The organism is Uliginosibacterium silvisoli (assembly GCF_036017035.1).
GTDB classification, from domain to species: Bacteria; Pseudomonadota; Gammaproteobacteria; order Burkholderiales; family Rhodocyclaceae; genus Viridibacterium; species Viridibacterium silvisoli.
In genome coordinates this window covers 245,378-268,478 of sequence record NZ_JAYXHS010000004.1, presented here as the reverse complement: position 1 = coordinate 268,478, position 23,101 = coordinate 245,378, and the positions used below count along the sequence as shown (strand labels likewise).

General features: G+C 61.2%; 20 protein-coding genes. All 20 read left to right on the top strand.

Translation table 11 applies throughout. The features are described 5' to 3' along the window. Nucleotides 1-94: 94 nt before the first annotated feature. The 20 genes from VVD49_RS19090 (at nt 95) to VVD49_RS18995 (ending at nt 23,097) form a co-directional block, all read left to right on the top strand. Nucleotides 95-1,330: a porin family protein gene (locus VVD49_RS19090; protein ID WP_327600820.1), complete on the top strand. Its 1,236-nt coding sequence runs from the start codon at nt 95-97 to the stop codon at nt 1,328-1,330. 261 nt (nt 1,331-1,591) lie between these two features. Next, a complete protein-coding gene (locus VVD49_RS19085; protein ID WP_327600819.1) occupies nt 1,592-1,819 on the top strand; it encodes a hypothetical protein in 228 nt (75 codons plus the stop codon). 209 nt (nt 1,820-2,028) lie between these two features. Continuing rightward, nucleotides 2,029-2,877 (top strand): polysaccharide export protein EpsE, encoded by an 849-nt coding sequence (gene epsE, locus VVD49_RS19080; RefSeq protein WP_327600818.1) that lies wholly within the window; start codon nt 2,029-2,031, stop codon nt 2,875-2,877. 148 nt (nt 2,878-3,025) lie between these two features. Next, the gene (epsF, locus tag VVD49_RS19075) at nt 3,026-4,369 is read left to right on the top strand and encodes a chain length determinant protein EpsF (RefSeq protein ID WP_327600817.1); all 1,344 of its coding nucleotides are present in this window, start codon (nt 3,026-3,028) and stop codon (nt 4,367-4,369) included. A 90-nt stretch (nt 4,370-4,459) separates the two neighbouring features. Continuing rightward, nucleotides 4,460-5,338, top strand: coding sequence for a chain length determinant protein tyrosine kinase EpsG (gene epsG, locus VVD49_RS19070; RefSeq protein WP_327600816.1), 879 nt, complete (start codon nt 4,460-4,462; stop codon nt 5,336-5,338). A 188-nt stretch (nt 5,339-5,526) separates the two neighbouring features. Beyond that, nucleotides 5,527-6,894: a hypothetical protein gene (locus tag VVD49_RS19065; protein WP_327600815.1), complete on the top strand. Its 1,368-nt coding sequence runs from the start codon at nt 5,527-5,529 to the stop codon at nt 6,892-6,894. 2 nt (nt 6,895-6,896) lie between these two features. Beyond that, nucleotides 6,897-8,072, top strand: a complete 1,176-nt coding sequence (locus VVD49_RS19060; protein ID WP_327600814.1) for a glycosyltransferase — start codon at nt 6,897-6,899, stop codon at nt 8,070-8,072. Between the two features lie 3 nt (nt 8,073-8,075). Then, on the top strand, nt 8,076-9,239 hold the full coding sequence (locus VVD49_RS19055; RefSeq protein WP_327600813.1) for an acyltransferase family protein: 1,164 nt from the start codon (nt 8,076-8,078) through the stop codon (nt 9,237-9,239). Then, on the top strand, nt 9,236-9,883 hold the full coding sequence (locus VVD49_RS19050) for a serine O-acetyltransferase (RefSeq protein ID WP_327600812.1): 648 nt from the start codon (nt 9,236-9,238) through the stop codon (nt 9,881-9,883). The genes VVD49_RS19055 and VVD49_RS19050 overlap by 4 nt, the downstream gene beginning before the upstream one ends. Further along, a complete protein-coding gene (locus VVD49_RS19045) occupies nt 9,880-10,971 on the top strand; it encodes a glycoside hydrolase family 26 protein (RefSeq protein WP_327600811.1) in 1,092 nt (363 codons plus the stop codon). Before VVD49_RS19050 ends, VVD49_RS19045 begins: the two co-directional genes overlap by 4 nt. 13 nt (nt 10,972-10,984) lie before the next feature. Continuing rightward, complete coding sequence (locus tag VVD49_RS19040) at nt 10,985-12,202, top strand: glycosyltransferase (protein ID WP_327600810.1); 1,218 nt, start codon at nt 10,985-10,987, stop codon at nt 12,200-12,202. Then, entirely contained in the window at nt 12,199-13,395 is a 1,197-nt protein-coding gene (locus VVD49_RS19035; protein ID WP_327600809.1) for a glycosyltransferase family 4 protein, read from the top strand. Before VVD49_RS19040 ends, VVD49_RS19035 begins: the two co-directional genes overlap by 4 nt. Next, nucleotides 13,392-14,456: an acyltransferase gene (locus VVD49_RS19030; RefSeq protein WP_327600808.1), complete on the top strand. Its 1,065-nt coding sequence runs from the start codon at nt 13,392-13,394 to the stop codon at nt 14,454-14,456. Before VVD49_RS19035 ends, VVD49_RS19030 begins: the two co-directional genes overlap by 4 nt. A gap of 29 nt (nt 14,457-14,485) precedes the next feature. Then, nucleotides 14,486-15,664, top strand: a complete 1,179-nt coding sequence (locus tag VVD49_RS19025; RefSeq protein WP_327600807.1) for a glycosyltransferase family protein — start codon at nt 14,486-14,488, stop codon at nt 15,662-15,664. Then, nucleotides 15,654-16,895, top strand: coding sequence for a hypothetical protein (locus tag VVD49_RS19020; protein ID WP_327600806.1), 1,242 nt, complete (start codon nt 15,654-15,656; stop codon nt 16,893-16,895). The genes VVD49_RS19025 and VVD49_RS19020 overlap by 11 nt, the downstream gene beginning before the upstream one ends. Before the next feature lie 15 nt (nt 16,896-16,910). Continuing rightward, nucleotides 16,911-17,939 carry an acyltransferase gene (locus VVD49_RS19015; protein ID WP_327600805.1) on the top strand — a complete coding sequence of 343 codons (1,029 nt, stop codon included), beginning with the start codon at nt 16,911-16,913 and terminating at the stop codon, nt 17,937-17,939. Beyond that, complete coding sequence (locus tag VVD49_RS19010; RefSeq protein WP_327600804.1) at nt 17,923-19,062, top strand: acyltransferase family protein; 1,140 nt, start codon at nt 17,923-17,925, stop codon at nt 19,060-19,062. The genes VVD49_RS19015 and VVD49_RS19010 overlap by 17 nt, the downstream gene beginning before the upstream one ends. Nucleotides 19,063-19,164: 102 nt before the next feature. Further along, nucleotides 19,165-20,382, top strand: a complete 1,218-nt coding sequence (locus VVD49_RS19005) for an acyltransferase family protein (RefSeq protein WP_327600803.1) — start codon at nt 19,165-19,167, stop codon at nt 20,380-20,382. A gap of 72 nt (nt 20,383-20,454) precedes the next feature. Next, complete coding sequence (locus VVD49_RS19000) at nt 20,455-21,813, top strand: UDP-glucose dehydrogenase family protein (protein ID WP_327600802.1); 1,359 nt, start codon at nt 20,455-20,457, stop codon at nt 21,811-21,813. Between the two features lie 180 nt (nt 21,814-21,993). Next, nucleotides 21,994-23,097 (top strand): NDP-sugar synthase, encoded by a 1,104-nt coding sequence (locus VVD49_RS18995; RefSeq protein WP_327600801.1) that lies wholly within the window; start codon nt 21,994-21,996, stop codon nt 23,095-23,097. The last annotated feature ends 4 nt before the right edge of the window (nt 23,098-23,101 follow it).

The window sequence follows — 23,101 nt, the reverse complement described above, 5'->3', positions numbered from 1 at the left end:
AGTCATCTTCCTGAGAGAAACACGTAGCACGCATCGTGTGCGTGGCACGCGCATTGCGTAGGGAGTCCGTACTCATTTCCTCTCAGCAAGAATCATGACCGAAGACCTGCGCCTCCCGCATCGCCACCTTCGCACCATCAATATTTTCTTGTTCTTCGCTGGCATCGCTCCCTGGATTGCATCGGCTGAGGAGCCGGCGCTCAATCCTGTGCGCCCCGATGAGGTGCTCGGCGTGTCAGTTTCCGAAAGTGCGAAATATGACAGCAACGTGTTCAGGCTCGCGAACGAAAGCTATACCGCTGCTACCAGCGAGGCAGGACAGCGCCACGATTTTGTTTCCATCACGACACTGCGTGCCGCACTGGATAAGCGCTTCGGCCGCCACCGCCTGATCATCTTTGCCGCGCCGTCGATCGTGCGGTACCAGACCTTCGACCAGTTCGATTACATCGGGCAGCAGTTCGTGACGGACTGGAGCGGACGGATAGGCAACGACGGTCGTTACGGCGCTTCGTACTCACACACAAAATCTGCCACAGACCCTGCAGATCAACAGGTTGCGACGGGAAACACGGCGACACGCGACATGCTCGGCGCCGATCTCGCACTTCCGTTCGCGCCGCGCTGGCTTGCCGTGACTGCCTGGCGCGCAGACAAGATCCGCAACAGTTCGGAGACAGAACGAACCGGTGACAACGACGGTGGATGGATCGATGGCGGCATCCGCTTTCAACCCGCGAGCGGCAACAAGATAGACCTGCGCTATCGCCGCTCGCACTACAACTATCCCAACATCATCCCCAGCGTGGTGTCGGACAACACCTATACACAGAACGAAGTCGAGCTCTCGACCGTATGGCAGCTGAGTGAGCCCTCACGTCTCGAAGGGCGTGTGAGTTACGTGCAGCGCGAGCACGAGAACATCCCGGAGCGCGACTTCAGTGGATGGGTTGGTTCGGTGGGATACATATGGACGCCTACTGAGGCAACGCGTCTTGCGCTTCGCGTATTTCGCGATCTTGGTGCTGTTTCCGATGCGTCGGCGAGTTACGCAGACACCTACGGCATCAGCCTCGTGCCCAATTGGGCACTTAGCCCGAAACTTGCTCTAGGAGGAATAGCTGAGTCGCGCCGCCGTAGTTACAACGGCTTCACGCTTACGCCAAGAGCACCGGAACGCACAGACCGCATCGGCGTCACCGTCCGCTACATGGCTACCCGTAATTGGGAATTCGGATTCTCGATGAGCGATGAACGCAGGCGTACAAGCGACACGGCAAGGCAGTACTCCGACGTCATAAGCTCGTTGTCGGCACAGTGGAAAATGTAGTTCCCCCGCGTGAGATGCAAGGTAGTCATAAAAGCAACGCATCTCATTGAGAAACAGCAACTTGATAGCGTAAAGAGAGGTTGAATCATGTATCGCAGCATCCCCTTGATGATCGCGTTTTCTGCCGTTCTGGCGAGCCCCTCCGCATTTGCGGTGGACACCCTTGTGCCAGCGCCATCCACACAATCACAGAAGGACGTAGCACGTGCAGTACGACCGCACGCAACGCGAGTCTCCGATCGCCACCGAGATGCCGTAGTCATGACCGCGCAGCATCGCGAAACCGTTGCCATGGCGCCAGCAGGAGCGGAGCTCGAAGGCTGGCGCGTCAAGCTCGCGGCAGCCGGCCCGGCCTCGGAAGTCACGCAGGACTTGATACGCCACGAGGATGAACAGAATGGCGAAAGCCAGTTGAACATCTACGGAATGCTGTTCGCCGCCCTGGGTCTCGGCGTGATGTCCATCGTGCGTCGCATGGGACGCTTCTAGGCGACGCAAAGGTTTTGGTGCGGTGCAAAATTTACGATTTGATGCAAATTTTTCCTGTTTTTGGTGCGCCGCACCAATCGTCGAAAGTCCCTCGCGGAAAACCCGCACTTGGGCACGCAAAGTGCTGAGGCATCTACATCTGGCTCTCATTCAAATATTTAATCAATCAGGAAATTCCAATTTTGCGAGTCCTCCACAAAGCGAATGTGATGCAGTCCAGCAAGTCCATCCGAACCCTGTTGTCGGCGCTGGTCATCGCGGTCACGGCCTTGCTCCTGTTGTCGCATTCCACGCTCTCGACAGCGCAGGAGGCTACCGGCAGCGCGGTGCCCAATGACTATGTGTTGGCACCCGGCGACATCGTCCATATCCAAGTCTACCAAAACCCCGACCTGACGACCGACACGCGGGTTGCAGAAAGCGGTCGAATCAGCTTCCCTCTCCTTGGCGGGGTGCAGATCGGTGGCCTCACCGTCGCACAAGCCGAGGCATTGATTGCAAAACAACTCGCCGACGGCCGCCTGGTCGTGAAGCCTCAAGTCATCGTGCTGCTGCAGGAGGTTCGCGGTAATCAGGTGGCAGTGCTCGGCCTGGTCAACAAGCCCGGTCGCTATCCCCTGGAGACAAACAATGTGCGCGTCTCGGACATGCTTGCCATGGCGGGAGGCATCGCCGAGAAAGGTGGCAACACAGTCATCGTCAGTGGCACGCGGCACGGCAAGGCATTTCGCCAGCAACTGGATGTGCCTGCCATGTACAACAGCGGCGACTTTACAAACGACATTCTTCTCGCCGGCGGCGACTCCATCTACGTCAATCCAGCGCCAGTCTTCTTCATCTACGGCGAAGTCCAGCACCCTGGCATCTTCCGGCTGGATCGCGACATGATGCTCATGCAAGCGGTCGCCGCAGGCGGCGGCAGCACCCCGCGCGGCAGCCTCAAGGGGATCCAGGTCAGTCGAAGGAATGCCAACGGCAAGGTCGTGGTGATCGAGCCGAAGATGGATGAACAACTTCAACCCAACGATGTTGTCTTCGTCCGCGAAAGCATCTTCTAGTGGATCACCTCATGAAACCCCAGGAGCCTCCGGCTATTTGCGTTCAGCGCCGTGAAGTGAGCGGACCGGCCAATCGCGCAACATGCGCCACGCGCTGGATATGCGCGACGAGATTTTCCTGCACTGACAGCCACACCGGGAGCCCGCAATGAGCATCGATCAACTCGTCCGCGTATTGCGCGCACGCTGGCTCACGCTGGCGCTCAGCATCGCCGTGTGTGTTGCCCTGGTGGCAGGCGCAACGCAGTTCATGGAGAAGAAATACAGCGCGACGGCAACCGTCGTTGTCGACATCAAGAGTGCCGATCCGGTCTCTGGCGCGGTAGTAATGCCGCCCGCAACGGCCAACTACCTTGCGACCCAGGTAGGCGTGATCAACAGTAATCGCGTGATGCGCCGTGTGATCGAGTTTCTGGCATTGGACAAGGACCCTGCACATATTGCGGCCTGGCAGCGCAGTACGGGTGGCCACGGCGATATCAAGGAATGGTTGTGCGGTTTTCTCTTGAGTCGCCTCAGCGTACGTGCCTCCCACGATGGCAATCTCATTGACATCACGGCGATCTGGACCGATCCGGCCATGGCATCAAAGGTCGCAAACGCGGTCGCTCGCGCCTACATCACCACGAATCTGGAACTGAAGGTGGAGCCCGCCAAGGAGTATGCAAACTGGTTTGGCGAACGCACCACCACCAGTCGCGATGCGCTGGAGAAGGCGCAGATCAGGCTATCGGAATACCAGCGCTCCAGTGGCATTGTGGAGAGCGACGCCAAGCTCGACGTCGAGAACGCCCGCCTCGCCGAACTCTCCACGCAGCTTGTTGCCTTGCAAGGGATCACTGCCGACAGCGCTTCGCGCCAGCGCCAGACCTCCGGCAATGTGGACACACTCCCTGAAGTCATGGCGAATCCCATGGTTGGCACGCTCAAGACCGAGCTTGCACGCATGGAGGCGAAACGCGAGGAACTCGCCGGTCGGGTCGGCTCAGCCCATCCGGACATGCAGCGCGCGGACAGCGAGATCGCCGCATTGCGGGAACGCATCGCCGCGGAATCGAAGCGCGTGGCCACGGCCATCGGTACCAATAACCGCATCAACCAGGAACGCGAAAGCGTTCTCCGCAGCGCCCTCGAAGCGCAGAAGCGCCGCGTTCTGGCCATTACCAAGCAGCGCGACGAGATCGGTTTCCTGCAAGCAGACGTAGCTAACGCGCAGCGTGCATATGACCTCGTGACGCAGCGTCTCGCGCAGACCAGCCTCGAGAGCCAGAGCCAGACGGCGAATGTCATGGTTGTCACGCCGGCCGTGACGCCGTTGCGTCCGGTAAGTCCGCGCCCCGCACTCAACATATTGGTCGCGCTCATGCTGGGGCTGTTGGTCGGCATAGCCATCGTCCTCGTCAGTGAGCGGCTCGACAAACGCGTGCGCAGCGAAAGCGATCTACGCGATGCACTGCTGATTCCGATGCTGGGCGGCGTGTCGGCCGCCTAGCGGCTAGACACACCGGCTGGCACGAGCATCCGCAGTGACAGTTGCCGCGCTGAAGCATGAGCACCAGAACGAAAGTTGCAGGAGCATCCAATGAACGCGCCGTACGAAGCACCTAATAGAAATCACCAGGCAAGCCGTCCCATCGGCGGCATTCTCGTCGATGCCGGCCGGCTCCACCCGGTTGATGCCGAACGCATCATGAAGCTGCAACGCGAGAAGAACATGCGCTTTGGCGATGCGGCGCTTTCTCTCAAGTTGCTCAATGCAGACGATATCGACTTTGCCTTGGCGCAGCAGTTCGACTACGCCTACCTGCCGCAAGTCAGCACCGGCGGCAGCGCCCTTCCCAAGGCGCTCGTCGCCGCCTGGAAGCCACAAAGCAAAGTCGTGGAAGATCTGCGCGCGTTGCGCAGCCAGCTCATGCTGCGCTGGTTTGGCACCGCCGGAAACAATGCGCTGGCGATCGTCAGCCCTGAGGCACGCGCCGGGCGCAGCTGGCTCACCGCCAATCTCGCTGTCGTGTTCTCGCAGCTCGGCGAGCGCACGTTGTTGATCGATGCAGACATGCGCAAGCCCAGCCAGCACGAATTGTTTGGCCTGAAGAACGGCATTGGCCTGAGTGCCTTGCTCGCCGAGCGTTGCGATTTCCGCTGCATCCAGCGCGTCCCCGATCTGCGTGCCCTGAGCGTACTCACTGCTGGCGCCACGCCTCCTAATCCGCAAGAGCTGCTGGGCCGGCCAGGTTTTGCCCACCTGCTTGAAGCTGCGTCAGAGAGCTATGACGTCATTCTCATCGATACACCTGCAGCACTTGCCTCGGCAGATGCGCAAATCATCTCCGCGCACGCACGTGGCGCAGTCATCGTCGCCCGCCGCAATGTCGGCGCGGTAAAGCAGCTGCAACAGACAACCGAGAATCTGCGCCAGTTCGGTGTGCAGATGGTTGGCAGCCTGTTCAACAAATACTGAAGGAAGACATTGACCGCGAATCCAGAGAGTTCCGCTCTCAACTTCGCTCTCCGCAAGAACGCTTTGAATTTCTCGTAACGATTTCCGTGGTCAGCAAGGGATCGCTGCCCGCAACGGCCGTTTGATCCACCCGAAAAGAGTTCCAGGCGAAAAGCTGTCCCACACGCAGAGCACGTCAGTAGCGACACATGTCTTCTTCCATCCAGTTCACTCCTGCCATTTCGAGCCCGATACCGCCTGCTGGCGCCGGGTCAGCGGCACATCGGGTATCACCCGCATCGAGCCATGAGCGCAGCTGGTTCGACCGTTGGCTACTGTTCTCGCCCCTGTTTGGCGTCACCCTTTTCGGCAAGGCCGCCATCCCGCCGTTCGGTGCGAAGGGCCTCGCACTCGCAATGCCTTTGGCATTCATTGTCATCTTCGTGCAAGCCTTGCGTGGCACGCTCGTCTTCGACCCGATCCGACTCGCGTGCTTCCTGCTCATCCTGGTGATCACGCTGGGTTTGCCCGTGCTGCATGGCGAGCATTTCTCGTTGCCATCGGTTGCGCTGCTCATCGTGCTGTTCCTGCCCTTCGCATGCCGCTTCCCGAATACCAGCGTCACCTTCGACGACGCACTGGGTGTCCTCCTGGGCCTGTGCAAGCTGATCGCGATACTGGGCCTCGGACAGTATCTGCTGCAGTTTTTCCTGCCCCACGAAATGCTGTTTCCCGTGGAGTACTACGTTCCGGAGTTCATGCGCGTATCGCTCTTTGCGAACGAGGGCCCGCTGGCCTATGGCAGCGCGCTCTATCGCTCCAACGGCGTCGTGATGCTGGAGCCGTCGGTCTACAGCCAGCTCATGGCGCTGGGCGTCATCGCCGAGCTCAGCACGCGCAACCGCATACTCCACGCGCTGCTCTACTTTGCCGCGCTCGTCGTGTCTTATTCCGGCACCGGCATCATGGCGCTGGCGCTGGCCATGCCGATACTCATCGTCAGCCAGCGGCGTTGGGACCTGCTGATCTACATACTCGTCGTCGCGGCAGTGATCTCGGTGTTCTCGCCCTACCTGAACCTCGACATCTTCATCAACCGCTCGGGCGAGCTGTCATCTCAGTCCACAGGCTCCAGCGGCTATGCACGCTTTCTCGGCGGCTTCTTCACCTTCAATCATTTCTCGCAAGACAGTCTCTACTACACGCTCTTCGGCCACGGGCCCGGTTCGGCGCGGGCACTCATCGACCGCAGCCCCTTCCCTACCGCGGAGATGACACTCTTCAAGTCCATCCTGGAACTCGGCATCGTCGGCTCCTTCCTGTTTCTTGGATATGTGCTGTGGGCAGTCTTCGACAACGCAGCCCCGCTGGCCGTCAAATTCATCCTGGCCGTCATCTTCTTCCTGGGCGGCACCTTCACGCTCCTCTTCCCGGGCATCGCCTTGAGCCTGCTCATCTGGCCGCGTCCTGACACCAGCAGCTGGGCGCGCGCGGCGCGCGGCGCCGCAGACAGAAGATCGACCCCGACGCAGTCGCGTCCGGGCAGCAACGAATCTGCATTGATTGAAGGAACCTGACCGTGATTACCTTTTTCACTCTCTTTGGCATCGTCCTGCTGCTCGTCGCGATGCACCCCTTCGTGACCTACCCGCTCTCCTTGCGCTTCCTGCCCGATCGTGAAAGCGGAGGACGCGATGCTCACGACGGCACGACCAATCTCGACACGCACAAGCCGCACACCTTCGCCATCTGCATGTGCGCCTACAACGAAGAGAAGGTCATCGAAGCCAAGATGCGCAACCTGCTGGCGCTGCGCGAACGTGAGCCGGGGCTCGAGATTCTTGTCTATGTAGACAACGCGAGCGACCGCACCGCCGAACTACTGGCGCCCTACGCTGACCGCATCACCCTGCACGTCGCAACCGAACGCCACGGCAAGACGCACGGCATGAATCTGCTGGTGGCCAAGGCGACGGCCTCCATCATTGTTTTCACTGACGCCAACGTCATGCTCGACATGGAAGCGCTCGACCGGCTGCGCCCCTACTTCGCCGACCCCCAGACTGGCTGCGTATGCGGCAACCTGATCTACACCAATGCTGACCAGTCGATTACCGCAGCGTCGGGGTCGATCTACTGGCGTCTGGAGGAATACATCAAGCGTCAGGAGCAACGCTCGGGCTCGATCATGGGTGCTGACGGTTCGCTCTTCGCCATCCGCCGCAGCCTGCACAGCTCCCCTCCTGATCACATCATCGACGACATGTACGTCTCGTTCATGATCCTGTGCGCGGGCTATCGCATCCTGCAAGCGACTGATGTGCGTGCGTATGAGGAGTCGGCCTCGAACTCGCAGGAGGAATTCCGCCGCAAGGTACGCATCGCCTGCCAGGCCTTCAATGTGCATCGCCTGATCTGGCCGCACCTCCGCAAGCTCGATGCGCTCACGCTCTACAAGTACCTGTCGCACAAGCTGGTGCGCTGGTTCACGATCTACTTCCTTGTTGCGTCCGGCCTGAGCTTCAGTCTTGCACTGGCGCTGGCAGGTTGGCATTGGGCCGCCCTGGCTTTGGTGATCAGCGCGCCGCTGGCCTTGTATGTCGGCGCACGTTGGTCGGTGCCGGCACTCTCGCGTATCTCCGACATCGTGCTGGCCCTGACGGGTGTCGGCATCGGCGTGTGGCGTTCGATTCGAGGTGACCTGTTCCAGACCTGGACGCCCGCAACCTCCGCACGTAACTCGGTGCAGGGCTGAGTCATGTCTCAAGGCGCAACGACCCATTCACGTGCAGACAAGGCCGGCTTCAATCCGGCCATCAATGGCCTGCGCGGATTGTGTGCGCTGTTCATCTTCGCATTTCATGTTTTCAATTCCGGCATCGTCGAGTGGCCCGCCGAGGGCGGGTTGATGCAGGTGGCGCCCTTCCTGTTCAGCACGCTGAAGTTCGGTGTCGAGATGTTCTTCATGATCAGCGGCTTCGTCATCGTCGGCAGCCTGGTGCGGCATGGTTCGCTCCCGCGCTTCTATACCGATCGTTTCGTGCGCATTTTTTCGCTCTGGGCGCCCCTGCACCTGGCCATCTGCATACTCGGCCCGTTCCTAGGCTGGCGCATCTTCTCCGATACGTCGACCAGCGAATGGCTGGTACTGAGCTTGACCAATCTGTTGCTGCTGCCGCCCTTGCTGCCACTGCAGATGACGCATCCCGCGTCGTGGAGTCTCAGCTATGAGTGGCTGTTCTATATAGGAGCCGGGCTGGTCTGGTGGCGAGCAAGCCAGGGGTACCAACGCAGCGCTTGCTGGCTGGCCATCGCGCTGTTTGCAGCATGCGTGATTGCGATGCCTCGCTTCCTGTTCTTTGCGCCAGGCGTGATCGTCTTCCTGTTGCGCGACAGTTTGCCTTCGCTGCAGCGCTGGTTGCGCTACCCCACGCTCAGCCTGCTGGTCTTCCTGCTGGCATGGGGTAGCACCGACGCGGGCAACGCTTCGCCGTTCTATGACAGCGCAATCTGGCTGCAGCCGAAGCAATGGGTCTGCACGCTCATCGCTTTCCTTGCAGCACTGCACTGCTTCGCCTGCGTGACGGCGCGCAGAGGTCATATCGTGCGGCTGCTGGAGACGAGCAGCTTCCAGTTCCTCGGCACGATCAGTTTCAGTTTTTATCTCGTCAGCAGCATGGTGATGTTTGCCGTCAAGAAGGTCTGCCTGCTTCTGCTGGTAGGCAGTGCGCCTTCCCTGATCCTGGCGGTTTTCTGCGTGTTGTCGCTCTTGCTGTCGGTGCTGCTCTCGTGGGCAACCTATACGGCTTTCGAACAGCACTTCTCGGCCTGGATGCGCCGCTACCTGCGCAGATCCGGCGACAGCAGGCCAGCCCCCTCTTCCAGCGCCGCTGTTGCCATCACTGGCAGGGTGAAATCATGAGCATGAATACCTCCACTCCACTGGCTGGAGATGTCTGGCGCTTGCGCCGCAGTACCTCGTGGCTTGCACTTGTTCGTTCGCTCGTGACGCAACGCAGTTTCATGGCCATCTTCACGCTGCGTTTGTGCCAGGCGCTGGCGAATGCTGCGTGGCCATTGCGCATGCTGTTGCCCTTGTGCCAGCTGCTTCACCGCTTTGCCCGCCACCACGGCGGGATGGATCTGCCCTGGCAGACAGAGATCGGCAGTGCACTGTCGATCCAGCATGGCTGGGGCATGGTCATCAACAAGAAGGTCCGCATCGGCAGCAACGTAACGCTGTATCACGGTGTGACCATTGGTCAGGGAGATCGCATCGACGCCCAGGGCGTCCGCAGCACAGGCTACCCCGTCATCGAAGACGAGGTATGGATCGGCCCGCACGCAATCGTGGTTGGCGACATCACCGTCGGCCGCGGCAGCCGCATTCTTGGTGGCGCATTCGTCACGACAGACATTCCACCACTCAGCCTTGTTGTCGGAAACCCCGCCCAGATACGTCGAACCGTGTCGCAAAGCGACGTACTCAACCGATACCCTCTCGGCATTTCTGAAACGGATTCATTCATTGATGCGGAGGCGGTTTCACCGGGAGTCTCCTCATGAACTTCTCCTTGAACCTTCCTGTTGCTCACCCGCTGCGCCTGCGCAGCTTCCGGCACACCATCGCTGTCACCAGTGCAGTGCTGCTGGCTGCCTGCAGCCAACCGCCTTCCGGCCCGCTCGACAAGCTGGGCGCAGATCCATCATTGACGATGAACACCAGCGCTGGCCGGCCGACGCCGCTGCTGGGTGTACAACAAGGCCCCGGCTGCACCGGCACCGGACGCATTCCACAATTTGCGGCATGGCTGGGCCGCGAACCCGACCTGATGCTCGACTATCTGGATGACCGCTCGTGGCTGCATCTGACGCAGACCGAGTGGTGGACCGGCTGCTGGAAGAAAGCGGGACGCCGCCCAGCCCTTTCCATCTCCATGCTGCCACGCGCAGGTGGCGACACCCTGGCACTCGGCGCCAGCGGCGCCTATGACGAGTACTTCCGCACGATTGCCACCAAGCTCGTGGCCGCTGGCTATGGCGACCTGATCCTCCGCATCGGCTGGGAGTTCAACGCCGAGTGGTTCACCTGGCGCGCCGCCGCCGATCCGACGAACTGGGTGCTGTACTGGCGTCGCATCGTCACCGCGATGCGCAGTGTGCCCGGCGCCAATTTCCGTTTCGACTGGAGCACCGCGCACGGCACGCGACAGATCGACCCGGCGCTCGTCTATCCCGGTGACGCCTATGTCGACATCATCGGCATGGATATCTACAACGTGTCCTGGCGCTACAAGACCGATCCGGTGGCGCGCTGGAACGAGCTCCTGACGGCACCGAACGGCCTTGAGTGGCTACGCAAGTTTGCCGCTCTGCACGGCAAACCGATCTCGTTCTCCGAATGGGGTACCGGCACCAATGCAAGCGGCACGGGTGGTGGGGACGACGCGTTCTTCATCAACCAGATGGCGGCGTTCATCCGCGCCAACAACGTCATCTACCACACCTACTGGGACGAGACCTCGAGCTTCAACGCGAAGCTCTCCAACGGCCTGCAACCCGCAGCTGGCGCTGCCTATCGGGAGAACTTCGGGCCGCAATCAGGCTATGCCGTGCCGGCCAGCGCTCCCGCCGCCGCGCCCACAACCAAATGACTGGAGACCCAGCATGCTGAAATGCCTGTGGATAGCCCGCGACATCCCCTTTCCGCTTGATGCCGGCGACAAGATCTACTCCGCCAATCTCGCACACTCATTTGCCCAGAATGGCGCGCTGGTCCGCTTTTTCGGTTTCGCCGCCGATCACCAGGTAACGCCACCCGACTGGCCGGTGGAATGGGTCGTCGTCGCCGGCAAGAAACGCAGCCAGCGCTCTGCCTTGTTCAGCACGCTGCCGATCGCAGCCGCCTCACACGCCACGACCAACGCCCGCGCATTGCTGGCGGAGCAGTTGAGCGAAGAATGGGATGTGATCGTGCTCGATAGCTATGGATCAGGCTGGGCCTTGTCGCAGGTCCTGGCGGCCAGTAACGACAACCGCCCCCGCCCCCTGCTGGTCCATGTATCGCATAACCATGAAGCCAGCCTGTGGCGCGATATGGCCCGCAACGCGCAAGGCAATGCCCTGCATCGCGCTGCCCTGTGGCAGAACTATCTGAAGGTGAAGGCACTTGAGCGTCGCATGGCGCGCAAGGTGGACCTCATCACCACCATCACCGACGAGGACGCCGCGCGATTTGGCGCCCAGGCCCCAAGCCGCCCCAGCGTGGCGCTTACGCCGGGATACTCTGGCTGGACAGCACCGGAACGCACGATCACCAGTGCGACGCCACGCCGCGTCGTGATGGTCGGTTCGTTCCGCTGGGTCGTCAAACAGGAAAATCTGCGTCGCTTCCTGGCCATTGCCGATGCCAGGTTCCATGCCAACAACATCGTTCTGGATGTCATGGGTGACGTGCCTGCCGAACTGCTGGCCGAGCTCCAGCCGAATGTGCGCGCCACGCACTTCCACGGCTTTGTAGACAGCGTTGCCCCCTACTTTGAGTCGGCTCGCGTGGCCGTCGTGCCGGAATTGATCGGCGGCGGCTTCAAGCTGAAATTTCTCGACTACATCTTCGGCCGCGTGCCCGTCGCCACGCTCACGGATGCTGCAGCCGGTTTGCCCCACAACGTACGCAGCCAGATGATCTGCAGCGGTGACATGCAGTCACTCGTCGACGACATCGTGCGCAACATCGACGAAGTCTCGCAACTCGATGCGATGCAGACGGGCGCGCTGCGCTCGGCCAGCGAGCTGTTTCACTGGCGTGATCGTGGCAGCAACCTGCGCTCGGCCCTGCAAGGCATTGCTGCGCTCGCCGCTACACGCCAGGGACTACAGGCATGAAACGACGCTGGCTTTTCATTGACAGCGCCAAGGGCTTCGGCGGCCACGAGGTGATGCTGCTGCGCCTGATGCAGGAGATTTCAGCGCAAGGGCATGTCCAGCCGCGCCTGCTCGCACGCAGCAACACACCGCTGGCGGAGAAGGGTCAGGAATGGCTGAGCGATCACCGTCTCGCCGACCCCGCAGCACCTGCGGCCCCCGGAAAAATCCTTGGACGCCTGCGCACGCTATGGGATCAGGCGCGCGCGATCATTGCCGCCATACGCCACGAGCAACCTGACCTGTGCATCGTTGCCAACGGTCACCTGGGCTATCTGGAAACCGTATTGGCCACCCGCCTGAGTGGATGCCGCTGCATCGTGTATGTGCCGCTGGTGGACTCGTTCTCGACGATGGGCTATCGCCATGCCTGGCTGAAAGATGCTGTCGTTCGCAACCTGCTGGCAAAGCTGCCTCACGGCTGGATCACCATCACACCCGATCAGGCGCGCAGCTTCCAGGCATGGGCCCGCCCGAGTGGCCCCGTTGCCTGCCTGCCCAATGCCGTTGCGCCCGCCATCGAGCAGGCAGGTGCCGACACGGCCGACCAGCCCGTGCGTGCCCTGAGCAAACCGCTGCGCGTGCTCGTATTCGGACGACTCGACGCCCTCCAGAAGGGGCTGGACATGCTGATGGCCTATCTGGGCGCGCGTCCGGAACTCGTCGGCAAGCTTGTCGTATCCATTGTCGGCGATGGCCCCTACCTGTCCCGCCTTGAAAGCCTGCGTAGCCGCTCGCGCGCACTTGAACAACTCGTACAGCTCGCGCCGTGGGCCAATACCCTCGACACGCTGACAGCCCATGATGTGTTGCTGCTGCCCTCGCGCTTCGAAGGCGTGCCGCTGGTCATGCTGGAGGCAATGGCCCTGGGCCTGCCCGTGGTGGCCAGCGACATCCCAGGCACGCGTGCCTATCTCGATGAGCGCAACCTGTTCGCGGTAGGCGATCTGGCCACCGGCTTCGAAGCCGTCCTCCGTATGCAGGATCCGGCCTGTCGTGCCGAGCAGATCGCACGCAATCGCCTCAGCTTCTCAAGACATTGCTCAGGCCGGGCATTCGGGCTCGCCGTTGCGCAACTCGTTGAAAACCTCTCCGAGGAAGTGCCTGCCACGGTCGTGGCAGCTTCGGTCACTGCGGCGGATGCTTCCTCATGACAAACCTCCATCCTCCCCTCTCTGCAGCGAGCACGGCCCGCAACGAAGCCATCGACCTGCTACGCGCCATCGGCCTGGTGCTCGTGATGCTGGCACATGTCAGCCCGCCGGAATGGCTGTTCCAGCTGCGCAACTTCGATGTGCCGATGCTGGTCATCGCCGCCGGGATGTCCTTCGCTTTGTCTTCGGCCGTCACGCAATGGGGCGCGTATGTATGGAAGCGCTTCAAGCGACTGGTGATTCCGGTGTGGGTCTTCCTGGCCGGCTACTTCCTGGTACTACATGCGCTGAATGGCAGCGCAGCGCCCGATACACACACCATGTTGAGCAGCTTCTTCCTTGGCTCCGGCATCGGCTTCGTGTGGGTGATCCGCGTCTTCCTCCTGGTCGCGCTGGTGGCGCCGCTGATCGCGCATGTAGATGCCTCGCTTCCCGACAATCGCCAGTGGCTGATCTACTGGCTGGGGCTCTACGCGCTGTCAGCCGCTTTGCTTTGGTCGATCTCCCTGCTCGTTGCAGGCACGCCCGCCGCACGCGTGGAGTTGATTACCCACTACCTGCTGCCCTACGCCTTCGTCTTTTGGCTGGGTCTTCGCGCCGGCCGCTTGCCCGACAGCCTGCTCCTGGCCATCGCATTGGCCAGTGCTGCGATCTGCGGCGGGCTGGCGCTATGGCATGCAGGTCTGGTCGGCAGTTTCGTGCAAACGCAGGAATTCAAGTACCCGCCTGCCCTGTACTACCTGAGCTATGCCCTGCCGCTTTCCATTGCATCGTGGTTCGCCGCGCGCCCCCTGGCGCGCTACGCGGCCACACAGCCGCGTCTGCATGCGCTGGTTTCATTCGTAGGGCAGAACAGCATCTGGATATATCTATGGCATATCCCGGTCGTGATGGCTTTTGACGGCACGGGTACGGCACCGTGGTACCTCATCCTGATCGCTTGCCTGCTGTGGTCCGTCGCAATCACCGCCCTGCAGGTGCAACTGGTCAATCGCCTGCTGCTGCCTCGCGTGGGCCCAGCCCGTCTGCGCGCCGATCTACGCATGGTGCTCACCGGCTGAATACACACGCACAAACAAAGGACACTTTCATGCGCATCCTGATTGCCAGCGGTTTCTTCGAGAGCGAGCTGCCTTCCTACCGTGAGTATTCCTACTCCAGTGAACTGGCTGCGCTCGGGCACACGGTTACGCTGATGTGCGGCGACCAGAGCCAGACCTGGCGCTTCAGCCGCGGGGCCACCACGCCGAGCAATCCGTCTTTGGGCGACAACGAGTTCCGCGCGGCCACCGGCGTCACGCTGTTACGTCGCAAAGTCTTCTTCCGCGTCAGCGACCTGGTGCTGTACCTGCCCGTCATCAGCGCCATCCGCAGTGCAGATGTAGTGCATGTCATCGAATTCCGCCAGGGCGTCACGGTACTCATCGCGCTGCTCGCCCGCTTGTTCGGCAAACCGGTGGTCTATGACCACGAGCAGCGCGGCGACCGCACCGCGCGTTGGTACAGCCGCGTAGACAGCCTGCTGCGTCGCGCCCTGATCTTTACCGGTTCGTGGTGCGTGGACTGCGTACGCCACACGGTGCTTGCCAACCGCGACCACTTCCTGTCATGCACGCCACGACAGGTGCCAACGATGTTTGCGCCGCTGGGTACCGACCCCCGACGCTTCCATTTCTCGGCGGACGAACGCGACGCCACGCGCAAGACACTGGGCATCGCCCCCGACAGTCGTGTCGCCGTGATGTCAGGCAAGCTGCATGTCATGAAGCGTGTTACCGACGTGGTGAAGGCATGCCGCGCAGCCGGAGTCCGGCTGATCCTGATCGGCACCATTGCGCCCGAGGTGCAGGCAGCCATCGACGAGCTGGGGCCGGGTGATGAGATCATCCTGCCACCTGCATCATCCGCCGGTTTGCGCGCGGTCTATTGCGCGGCCGACCTGGCCATCTTCACGACTTTTACGCTCTCCTACTGGGAGGCCTACGCCACCGGCATTCAGCTTGTCGTGCCGGGAACCGCTTTTGGCAAGATGGTGTTCGCGGGCGATGCCAACGTCGCGCTGTTCGGCTCGGACGACATGTTCAGGGTGGCGGATGAGGAATACCTCAAGGGCGTCGACATCACGCAGATGCTGGCAACAGCCATTCCCACGCTACCGATGCAGGTGCGCAGTTCGCGCAGCCGCTACACCGCCGAGACACAGGTTCAGCAGTTGGCCAAGCTGTATGCGCGCGTGACGACGCCGGGAGAGTCCGTCCATGCGGCTTGAGCGACTGCGAGGTGCCGCGAATGGACTGGCTGGACGCTTCGTCTCCAATGCGATGCGCCAGGTGATCGGTGCAGGCCTGTTCTTCGCCACCACGCTTTTGCTCACCCGAGGCCTCGGCAGTGCCGGCTACGCCGAGTACTTTCTCAACTGGAATCTGGCGCAGATTCTCGTACCGGTCGTGTCTTTCGGACTTTACAACGATGTGGTGCGTCGCCTGGCAACGGGGGAAGCGGCGCCACAAGTGATCCGCAAGATGCTCGCACCGCACGCTCTGCAGCTGGCGCTGCTATCGCTTGCTGCATTCGTGATCGCACAGCTGTCGCACTACGACAGCTGGCTCGTGCTGATGATCGCGGCGACCGCCACCTTCGGCACCCTGCTGACGGCGGTATCACTGGGCCGCGATGCCTTCCGCACCTTTGCGCTCGGCGAGCTGCTGCACAACATCGTATTGCTGGTGCTGGTCGCAATCGTGGTCCCGCACAGCGCGCGGGTCGTCGGCTATCTGTATGTCGGCGCGGCATTTGCCAAACTGCTGCTCTACCTCTATTGCCTGCCGCGCGAAGTCTCCCTGGGCGGCCAGGCTTCCACGATTGCCGATGGCGACAGCAGCGCAGCACGCGCCACGGGGCGCAGTTACGCGCTGCGCGCGTATGGCCACTCGCTGCTGCAGATCCTGAGCTTCCGCGGCTTCGTGCTGGCCAGCGGTTATCTACTCCCCCCTGGCGGGATGGCCTCGCTGGCAATCATCTGGTCGTTCTGCGACCGCGCACTGACGCTTGTGCAAGGCGTCAACCAGATCCTGTATCCGCGCCTGATCGCCGGCACGGTCAGCCAGCGCATGCGTACCTGGATGAATGTGATCACGTCGGCAGGCTACGTACTGGCCGTACTGGGCATGCTGATTCTATGGGTCATCCTCGCGCGCTTCGGCCTCGCAGCACCCCTGCGTGCGGACTACTCCGCCTATGCCTTGTGCATTGCCTTCGTGCCGCACGTGTTGCGCCTGCTGAAGATGACCGAGGCGCTCGCCGAGTCACGCTTTACCGCCCTGTTCAGCTCGCACGCACTCACCATGCTTGGTTTTGCGATAGCAGGCATATCGATGCTGGCGATGCACACAGACTCACCGTGGCAGCCCGCCGTGCTGATCTTTGTTGCGTCGAGTCTCGGACTGCCAGCCTTTTACTTGATGGACCGCCGCCCTTCCATCGACGGCAAACGGACCTGAGTGGCCAGCAGAAACATGCACACCGAATCACGCAATCACAGCCTTGACGCCACGCGACTGCTCGCCGCGCTGTGCGTTGTCGGGCTACACGTTGGCACCATCGATACGGTCAGCCAGGCGTGGAACCTCGTGCGCATTGAGATGCGCTGGGCGGTGCCGTTCTTCTTCATCCTGACGGGCCTGCACCTTGGCAGCGACCTGTCGCTGATCCCCACACGCATCGCGCTGCTGGTGCCGCGCCTGATACGCATGCTCGTTGCTGCCTCACTGCTATTCCTGCCGGTACTGATAATCAGCCGCGGGTTCGCTGGCGCGCTGCAGGAGGTCTTTTCGTTCGATTTCCTGCGCAGCGGCAGCTACTTCCACTTGTGGTTCATCAGCGCGCTCATCATCGGCCTGCTACTGCTGCAGACGCTGCTGGTGAGCAACGCGAAACGCTTGCTGAAACACGTCTCCGCGCTGCTGATCCTGATGGCACTGCTCTCGGGCTCCTACAGCGTGATCCTCCCTCCCGGCTATGGGCTGGAGGGCACGTTTGCATTCTTCCGCCATCTGTTGGCCTTGCCTTGCCTCTTCATCGGACTGGTACTGGCTCGCAGTCCGACGCTCGCGAATGGCAGCGCGCTGGCGCTCGCCTTCGGCGGCGCTGCGCTGCAACTCCTCGAAGTGCTCATGCTGCAGCGGTATGCCGGGACCTCTCCATTCGCACACCAGTTCCTGCTTGGCACCTTGCCCATGGCCGTCGGGCTGATATCCCTGGCACGCAATCACGCCACCGCAATCAGTGGCCGACTCTCGCAGTGGGGGCGCCAGCACTCTCTCGGCATCTACATCGTGCACCCGCTATGGATGCTGGTCTACGCAAGACTGCCGTTGCCGCAGCTGGCCTCGCACGAGGCCCTGGGCCCCCTTATCGCCACCGCAGTGATTTTCTGCGCGTCGCTCGTGTCGATGCTGGTACTTGAGCGCATCCGGCTGATGATCGCCCAGCTCATTCGTCGGCGACAGGACGCGCACGGAGGAGTACATGCAATCCGGTACTAGCGCATTTGTGCGCTCTCCTTCGAACTCTCGCGAGGCGGCACCCGAAGCCACTGTCGTCCGTACCTCCACAGCGAGCCGACGCATCGCGCTCGTCGACGAGGCCAAGGCCATCGGTATCGTACTGGTGGTGGTCGGTCACGCCAGCGGCATTACCCCTGTGGCGGCAACGCTCATCTATGCGATGCACATGCCGCTGTTTTTCTTCCTGTCCGGCTACCTGCTCTCTGCAGAGCGCGTCGCACGCCCGCTCGCGGAGCATGTTCGCAGGCTGATGCGAGACCTGCTCGGCCCCTATGTGATTTTCTTTGCGGGCTCGTTCGCCTATTGGTTACTGTCGCTGCGCTGGGGTGGGCGCGCCGAGAAGTTCTCGGGAGTGTCATGGTTCGACCCGCTTCTCGGCTTCGCCAGCGGCCTGGCTGACCGCCTGATCGTCAATCCGGCACTCTGGTTCCTGCCCTGCCTGTTCACGACAATGCTGCTCTACCTTGCGCTGCGTAAATGGGTGGGGCCGCGCGCGACGATGGCGATAGCCCTGACGGCCGGGCTCATCTGCATGGTGTATCTGCCAGCGGCTGACATGCGCTTGCCCTGGGGACTGGACATTGCCTGGGTCGCCATGATTTTCCTCGCGGCCGGCTCACTGCTACGTGATGCTGGCGTGAACATGGCGCCCGGCTCACGCGTCGTCCGCGCAACCGCCCTCCCCCTCCTGTTGCTGACATTCGTAGCACTGGCTTTGCACATGGGGCGCGTCGACCTTAACGCCGCCCATTTCGGTCCCAGCCCCTTGCTTTATCTCGCCTGCGCAATTCTCGGCATCGCCTTCGTGCTGCAGCTTGCCTCACTCAGCCGCGCCGCCCGGGGCCTGACGAGCTGGCTCGCGTTCAACTCACTCATCATTTTCGGCACCCATCCCGTAACGATGAATTTCTCGGCCGGCGTGGCCCGGCTCGGCTTTGGTGCCTCCGATCACTTCCTGCACTCGACCACCTGGCTCGTACTGAGCTCGCTGATCGGCATCGCCGCTGCAGCCCCGATCGGATTCGCACTGCGCCGCCTGCTGCCGCAGATCTTTGCCCGGCATCCCGCACCGCGCGTGGCTCAGCCAGCCTCCACCTCATGACACACCAAGGACGCGCGCTCCCATGGACAAGACATTGGCTCTTCCCGCCCACGCATCCTTGCGCAGCTTGCTCGTCACTGCCGTAGCCGCCGGAGGTTTGTAATGGACCCGACCAGCTCCTTGCCACTGATATCGATGCTAGTCGTTGCTATTGCAACGACGTTCCTGTTCATGAAGACGATGGGCGCGCCGTCCGATCAGAACCGGTTTTCATCAATTGACGGATTACGCGGCTACCTCGCTTTCTTCGTGTTCGTTCACCACGCATCCTTCTGGTACTTCTACCTCCAGAGTGGTGTGTGGTCCGAGCCCCCTTCGCTTCTCTACACAAACATCGGCCAGGCCAGTGTTGTCTTCTTCTTCATGATTACGGGCTTCCTGTTCTTCACCAAGATTCTCGACAGCAGGCACAAAGGAATGGACTGGACGAAGCTATTCGTCTCGAGGGCGATGCGACTGACGCCGTTATATCTATTTGCCATGGCGGTGTTTCTCACAATCATCGCCATTCTTTCGGATTGGAAACTCAATGAGCCCCTTTCCGCTGTGCTTATTGGCGTCGCAAGGTGGGTGGGCTTTGCGGCATTCGGCAAGCCAGACATCAACGGCATCGAGAATACATTCACGATCATCGCAGGCGTCCCGTGGACATTGCGCCACGAGTGGTTCTTCTATTTCTCCCTGCCCGCGCTTGCCTGTCTCGTTGGATTGAGACCGCCTCGCTTCTTCCTGATGCTGAGCGTCCTGGGTTTGCTGGGGCCGTTCCTGTGGCACCCACGCACGCTGCACTGGTTCTCGTTTGTCTGCGGCATCTCCACAGCCGTCGTCGTCCGCTACGACCTCTTCCGCCAGGGGGCGGTCACCAGGACTGCATCGCTGGTCGCCATGGCATGTATCGGTGCGGCTATTTTCCTGTTCCCCTCCGCCTACAAGCAGTTCTCCTCGATATTCCTGTTGTTCATGGCATTCGCCATATTCGCAGGCGGAAACAACTTGTTTGGCTTGCTCAGCCACCCCGTCTCCCGGACGCTCGGCGAGGTCACTTACAGCATCTACCTGCTCCACGGCCTTGTGCTGTTCGTGCTGTTCAGATTCGTGATCGGCATGGAGGCATCCAGGGCCCTCTCGCCCACCATGTTCTGGGCATGCGTAACAGCAGTGACACCCATACTCATCGCTACATGTTTTGTGACTTTCCGGTTCATCGAGTATCCGGCCATGCACAGCACCACGAGGATTACGGCGTGGTTGCGCTCGAGAGCCAGGACGAACGGAATGCTCCCGGCAAGGCCGCTTGCGCCTGCAAGTGATGGCAAATAGCGCAGTCATCCTTCGTGCCACATCACATGCCCTCGCTCACACCCCCCTGATAATTCACCGGTACAACACATCATGAAGATCACCGTTATTGGCACTGGTTATGTAGGTCTCGTCTCTGGCGCCTGCCTGGCAGAAATGGGGAACGACGTACTCTGTCTCGATCTGGATGCCAGCAAGATTGCCAGGCTGAAGGACGGACAGATTCCGATCTTCGAACCGGATCTCGACGGCGTGGTGGCACGCAATGTTGCGGCGCGTCGCCTGCACTTCACCACCGATGTAGAGGAGGCCGTGCGCTTCGGCACTATCCAGTTCATCGCAGTGGGCACGCCGCCGGATGAAGATGGCTCTGCCGACCTGCAATACGTGCTCGCAGCGGCGCGCAACATTGGTCGTTTGATGACGGACTACAAGGTAATCGTCGACAAGAGCACGGTGCCGGTTGGAACCGCCGACAAGGTGCACGCAGCAATTGCCGACGAGTTGGCAAAGCGCGACGTGCAGCTCCCCTACTCCGTGGTATCCAATCCTGAGTTCCTGAAGGAAGGCGCTGCGGTGGAGGATTTCATGAAGCCAGACCGCATTGTCATAGGCGCTGACGACGACCGGGCCATCCATCTCATGCGTGCGCTGTACGCACCCTTTCAGCGCAATCGCGACAAGTTGCTGGTCATGGATGTACGCAGTGCCGAGCTGACCAAGTACGCGGCCAATGCCATGCTCGCTACGCGCATCTCGTTCATGAACGAGCTGGCGCTTCTCGCCGAGAAGCTTGGCGCAGATATAGAACTCGTGCGCCAGGGCATCGGCTCGGACCCACGCATCGGTTACAGCTTTCTCTATGCGGGCTGCGGCTACGGCGGATCCTGCTTCCCCAAGGATGTGAAGGCGCTGATCAGGACCGGCAACGACAACGGTCACGCGCTGCAGGTTCTCACCGCGGTAGAAGCCGCCAACGACACACAGAAAAGCGTGCTCGAGAAGAAGCTTGTACAGCGCTTCGGGGAAGATCTGCGCGGCCACCACTTTGCCTTGTGGGGGCTGGCTTTCAAACCCGACACCGACGACATGCGCGAGGCACCGAGCCTGGTATTGATCGAGGCCTTGCTGGCACGAGGTGCCACGATTTGCGCCTACGACCCGGTCGCCATGACGGAGGCAAAACGAGTATTGGGCGAGCGCCCATCTCTTGGCTATGCATCAACCCCTGACAATGCGCTGGAAGGTGCAGATGCACTCGTCATCGTCACGGAGTGGAAGGAATTCCGCAGCCCCGACTTTTCCCGTATCAAGAAGCAGCTGCGTCACCCCGTCGTCGTCGACGGCCGCAATATCTATCAACCTGCGCTGGTGGCCGGTTTTGATCTGGAGTATTACTCGATAGGCAGGAAGCAGGCCGAGAATGACAAAGAGATCACCCGAAACGCATAGTTCGCGCGCCATCGGGAACGAGGCACGGCGTTTGCTGTCGCCGACAGCGCCGGATGATCATGCACGCGAAGGACTCAAGCGCCCCCAAGCTCACACGGTGGTGCGCTTCTCCTTACTCGACCTGCAAACCTCTCCACAGGAACACAGCACGAACCATCCCCTTAGAACAGGAGAAACGCCATGGCAAAAGCACTGATACTGGCCGCAGGCCAGGGGACGCGGGTAAGACCGCTGACCAAGGATGTACCCAAGCCGATGATCCCGATTCTCGGCAAGCCCGTGATGGAATATCTGATCGAGCACCTTGCGCGCTACGGCATCAAGGAGATCATGGTGAATGTCGCCTACATGCACCACAAGATCGAGGAGTACTTCGGCGACGGGCATCGCTGGGGCGTGGAGATTGGCTATTCGTACGAGGGCGCGTTTGAACACGGCGAGATCGTGCCCCGCCCATGCGGCTCCGCCGGCGGATTACGCAGGATTCAGGACAACAGCGGCTTCTTCGATGAAACCACGCTGGTGATCTGCGGCGATGCAATCGTCGACCTGGACATCAACGCCGCCCTGCATGAACACAAATCGAAGGGAGCACTCGCCAGCGTTGTGGCGCTCGAGGTGCCCCTGCAAGAGGTCGTGAACTACGGCATCGTCGTCACGGACAGCAACGGCCGCATCCGCTCTTTCCAGGAAAAGCCAAAGCCTGAAGAAGCGAAGTCGACGCTCGCCAGCACCGGCATCTACATCTTCGAGCCCGCCGTGGCCTACATGATTCCCGAGAAACGCGTCTTCGATATCGGTAGCGAACTCTTCCCGATGCTTGTCGAGCGGGAAGTGCCCTTCTACGCGCAGAAGCGCTTCTTCAACTGGATCGACATCGGCCGAGTCACGGACTTCTGGGCGGTGCTGCAACGGGTCCTGAGCGGCGAAGTGGCGCAGATGGACATGCCCGGCAAGGAAATCCGGCCGGGTATCTGGGTCGGGCTGAACACTTCGATTGACTGGGAAAACGTGCGTATCGAAGGGCCCGTCTACATCGGGTCAAGTGTGAAGATCGAACCGGGCTCGGCAGTCATCGGCCCGTCATGGATCGGCCACGGCAGCCACCTGCGACGTGGCGCACGCGTCGAACGTTCGGTGCTGTTCGAATACACGCGGATCGGCGAGGGCATGAAATTCAAGGAGATGGTCGTGTCACCGTCCTACTGCGTGGACCGCGCCGGTCATACGATATACGTCGGTGACGACACATCGACCTTGCGCTGGGGTGACGCGCGCGCCTGACAGA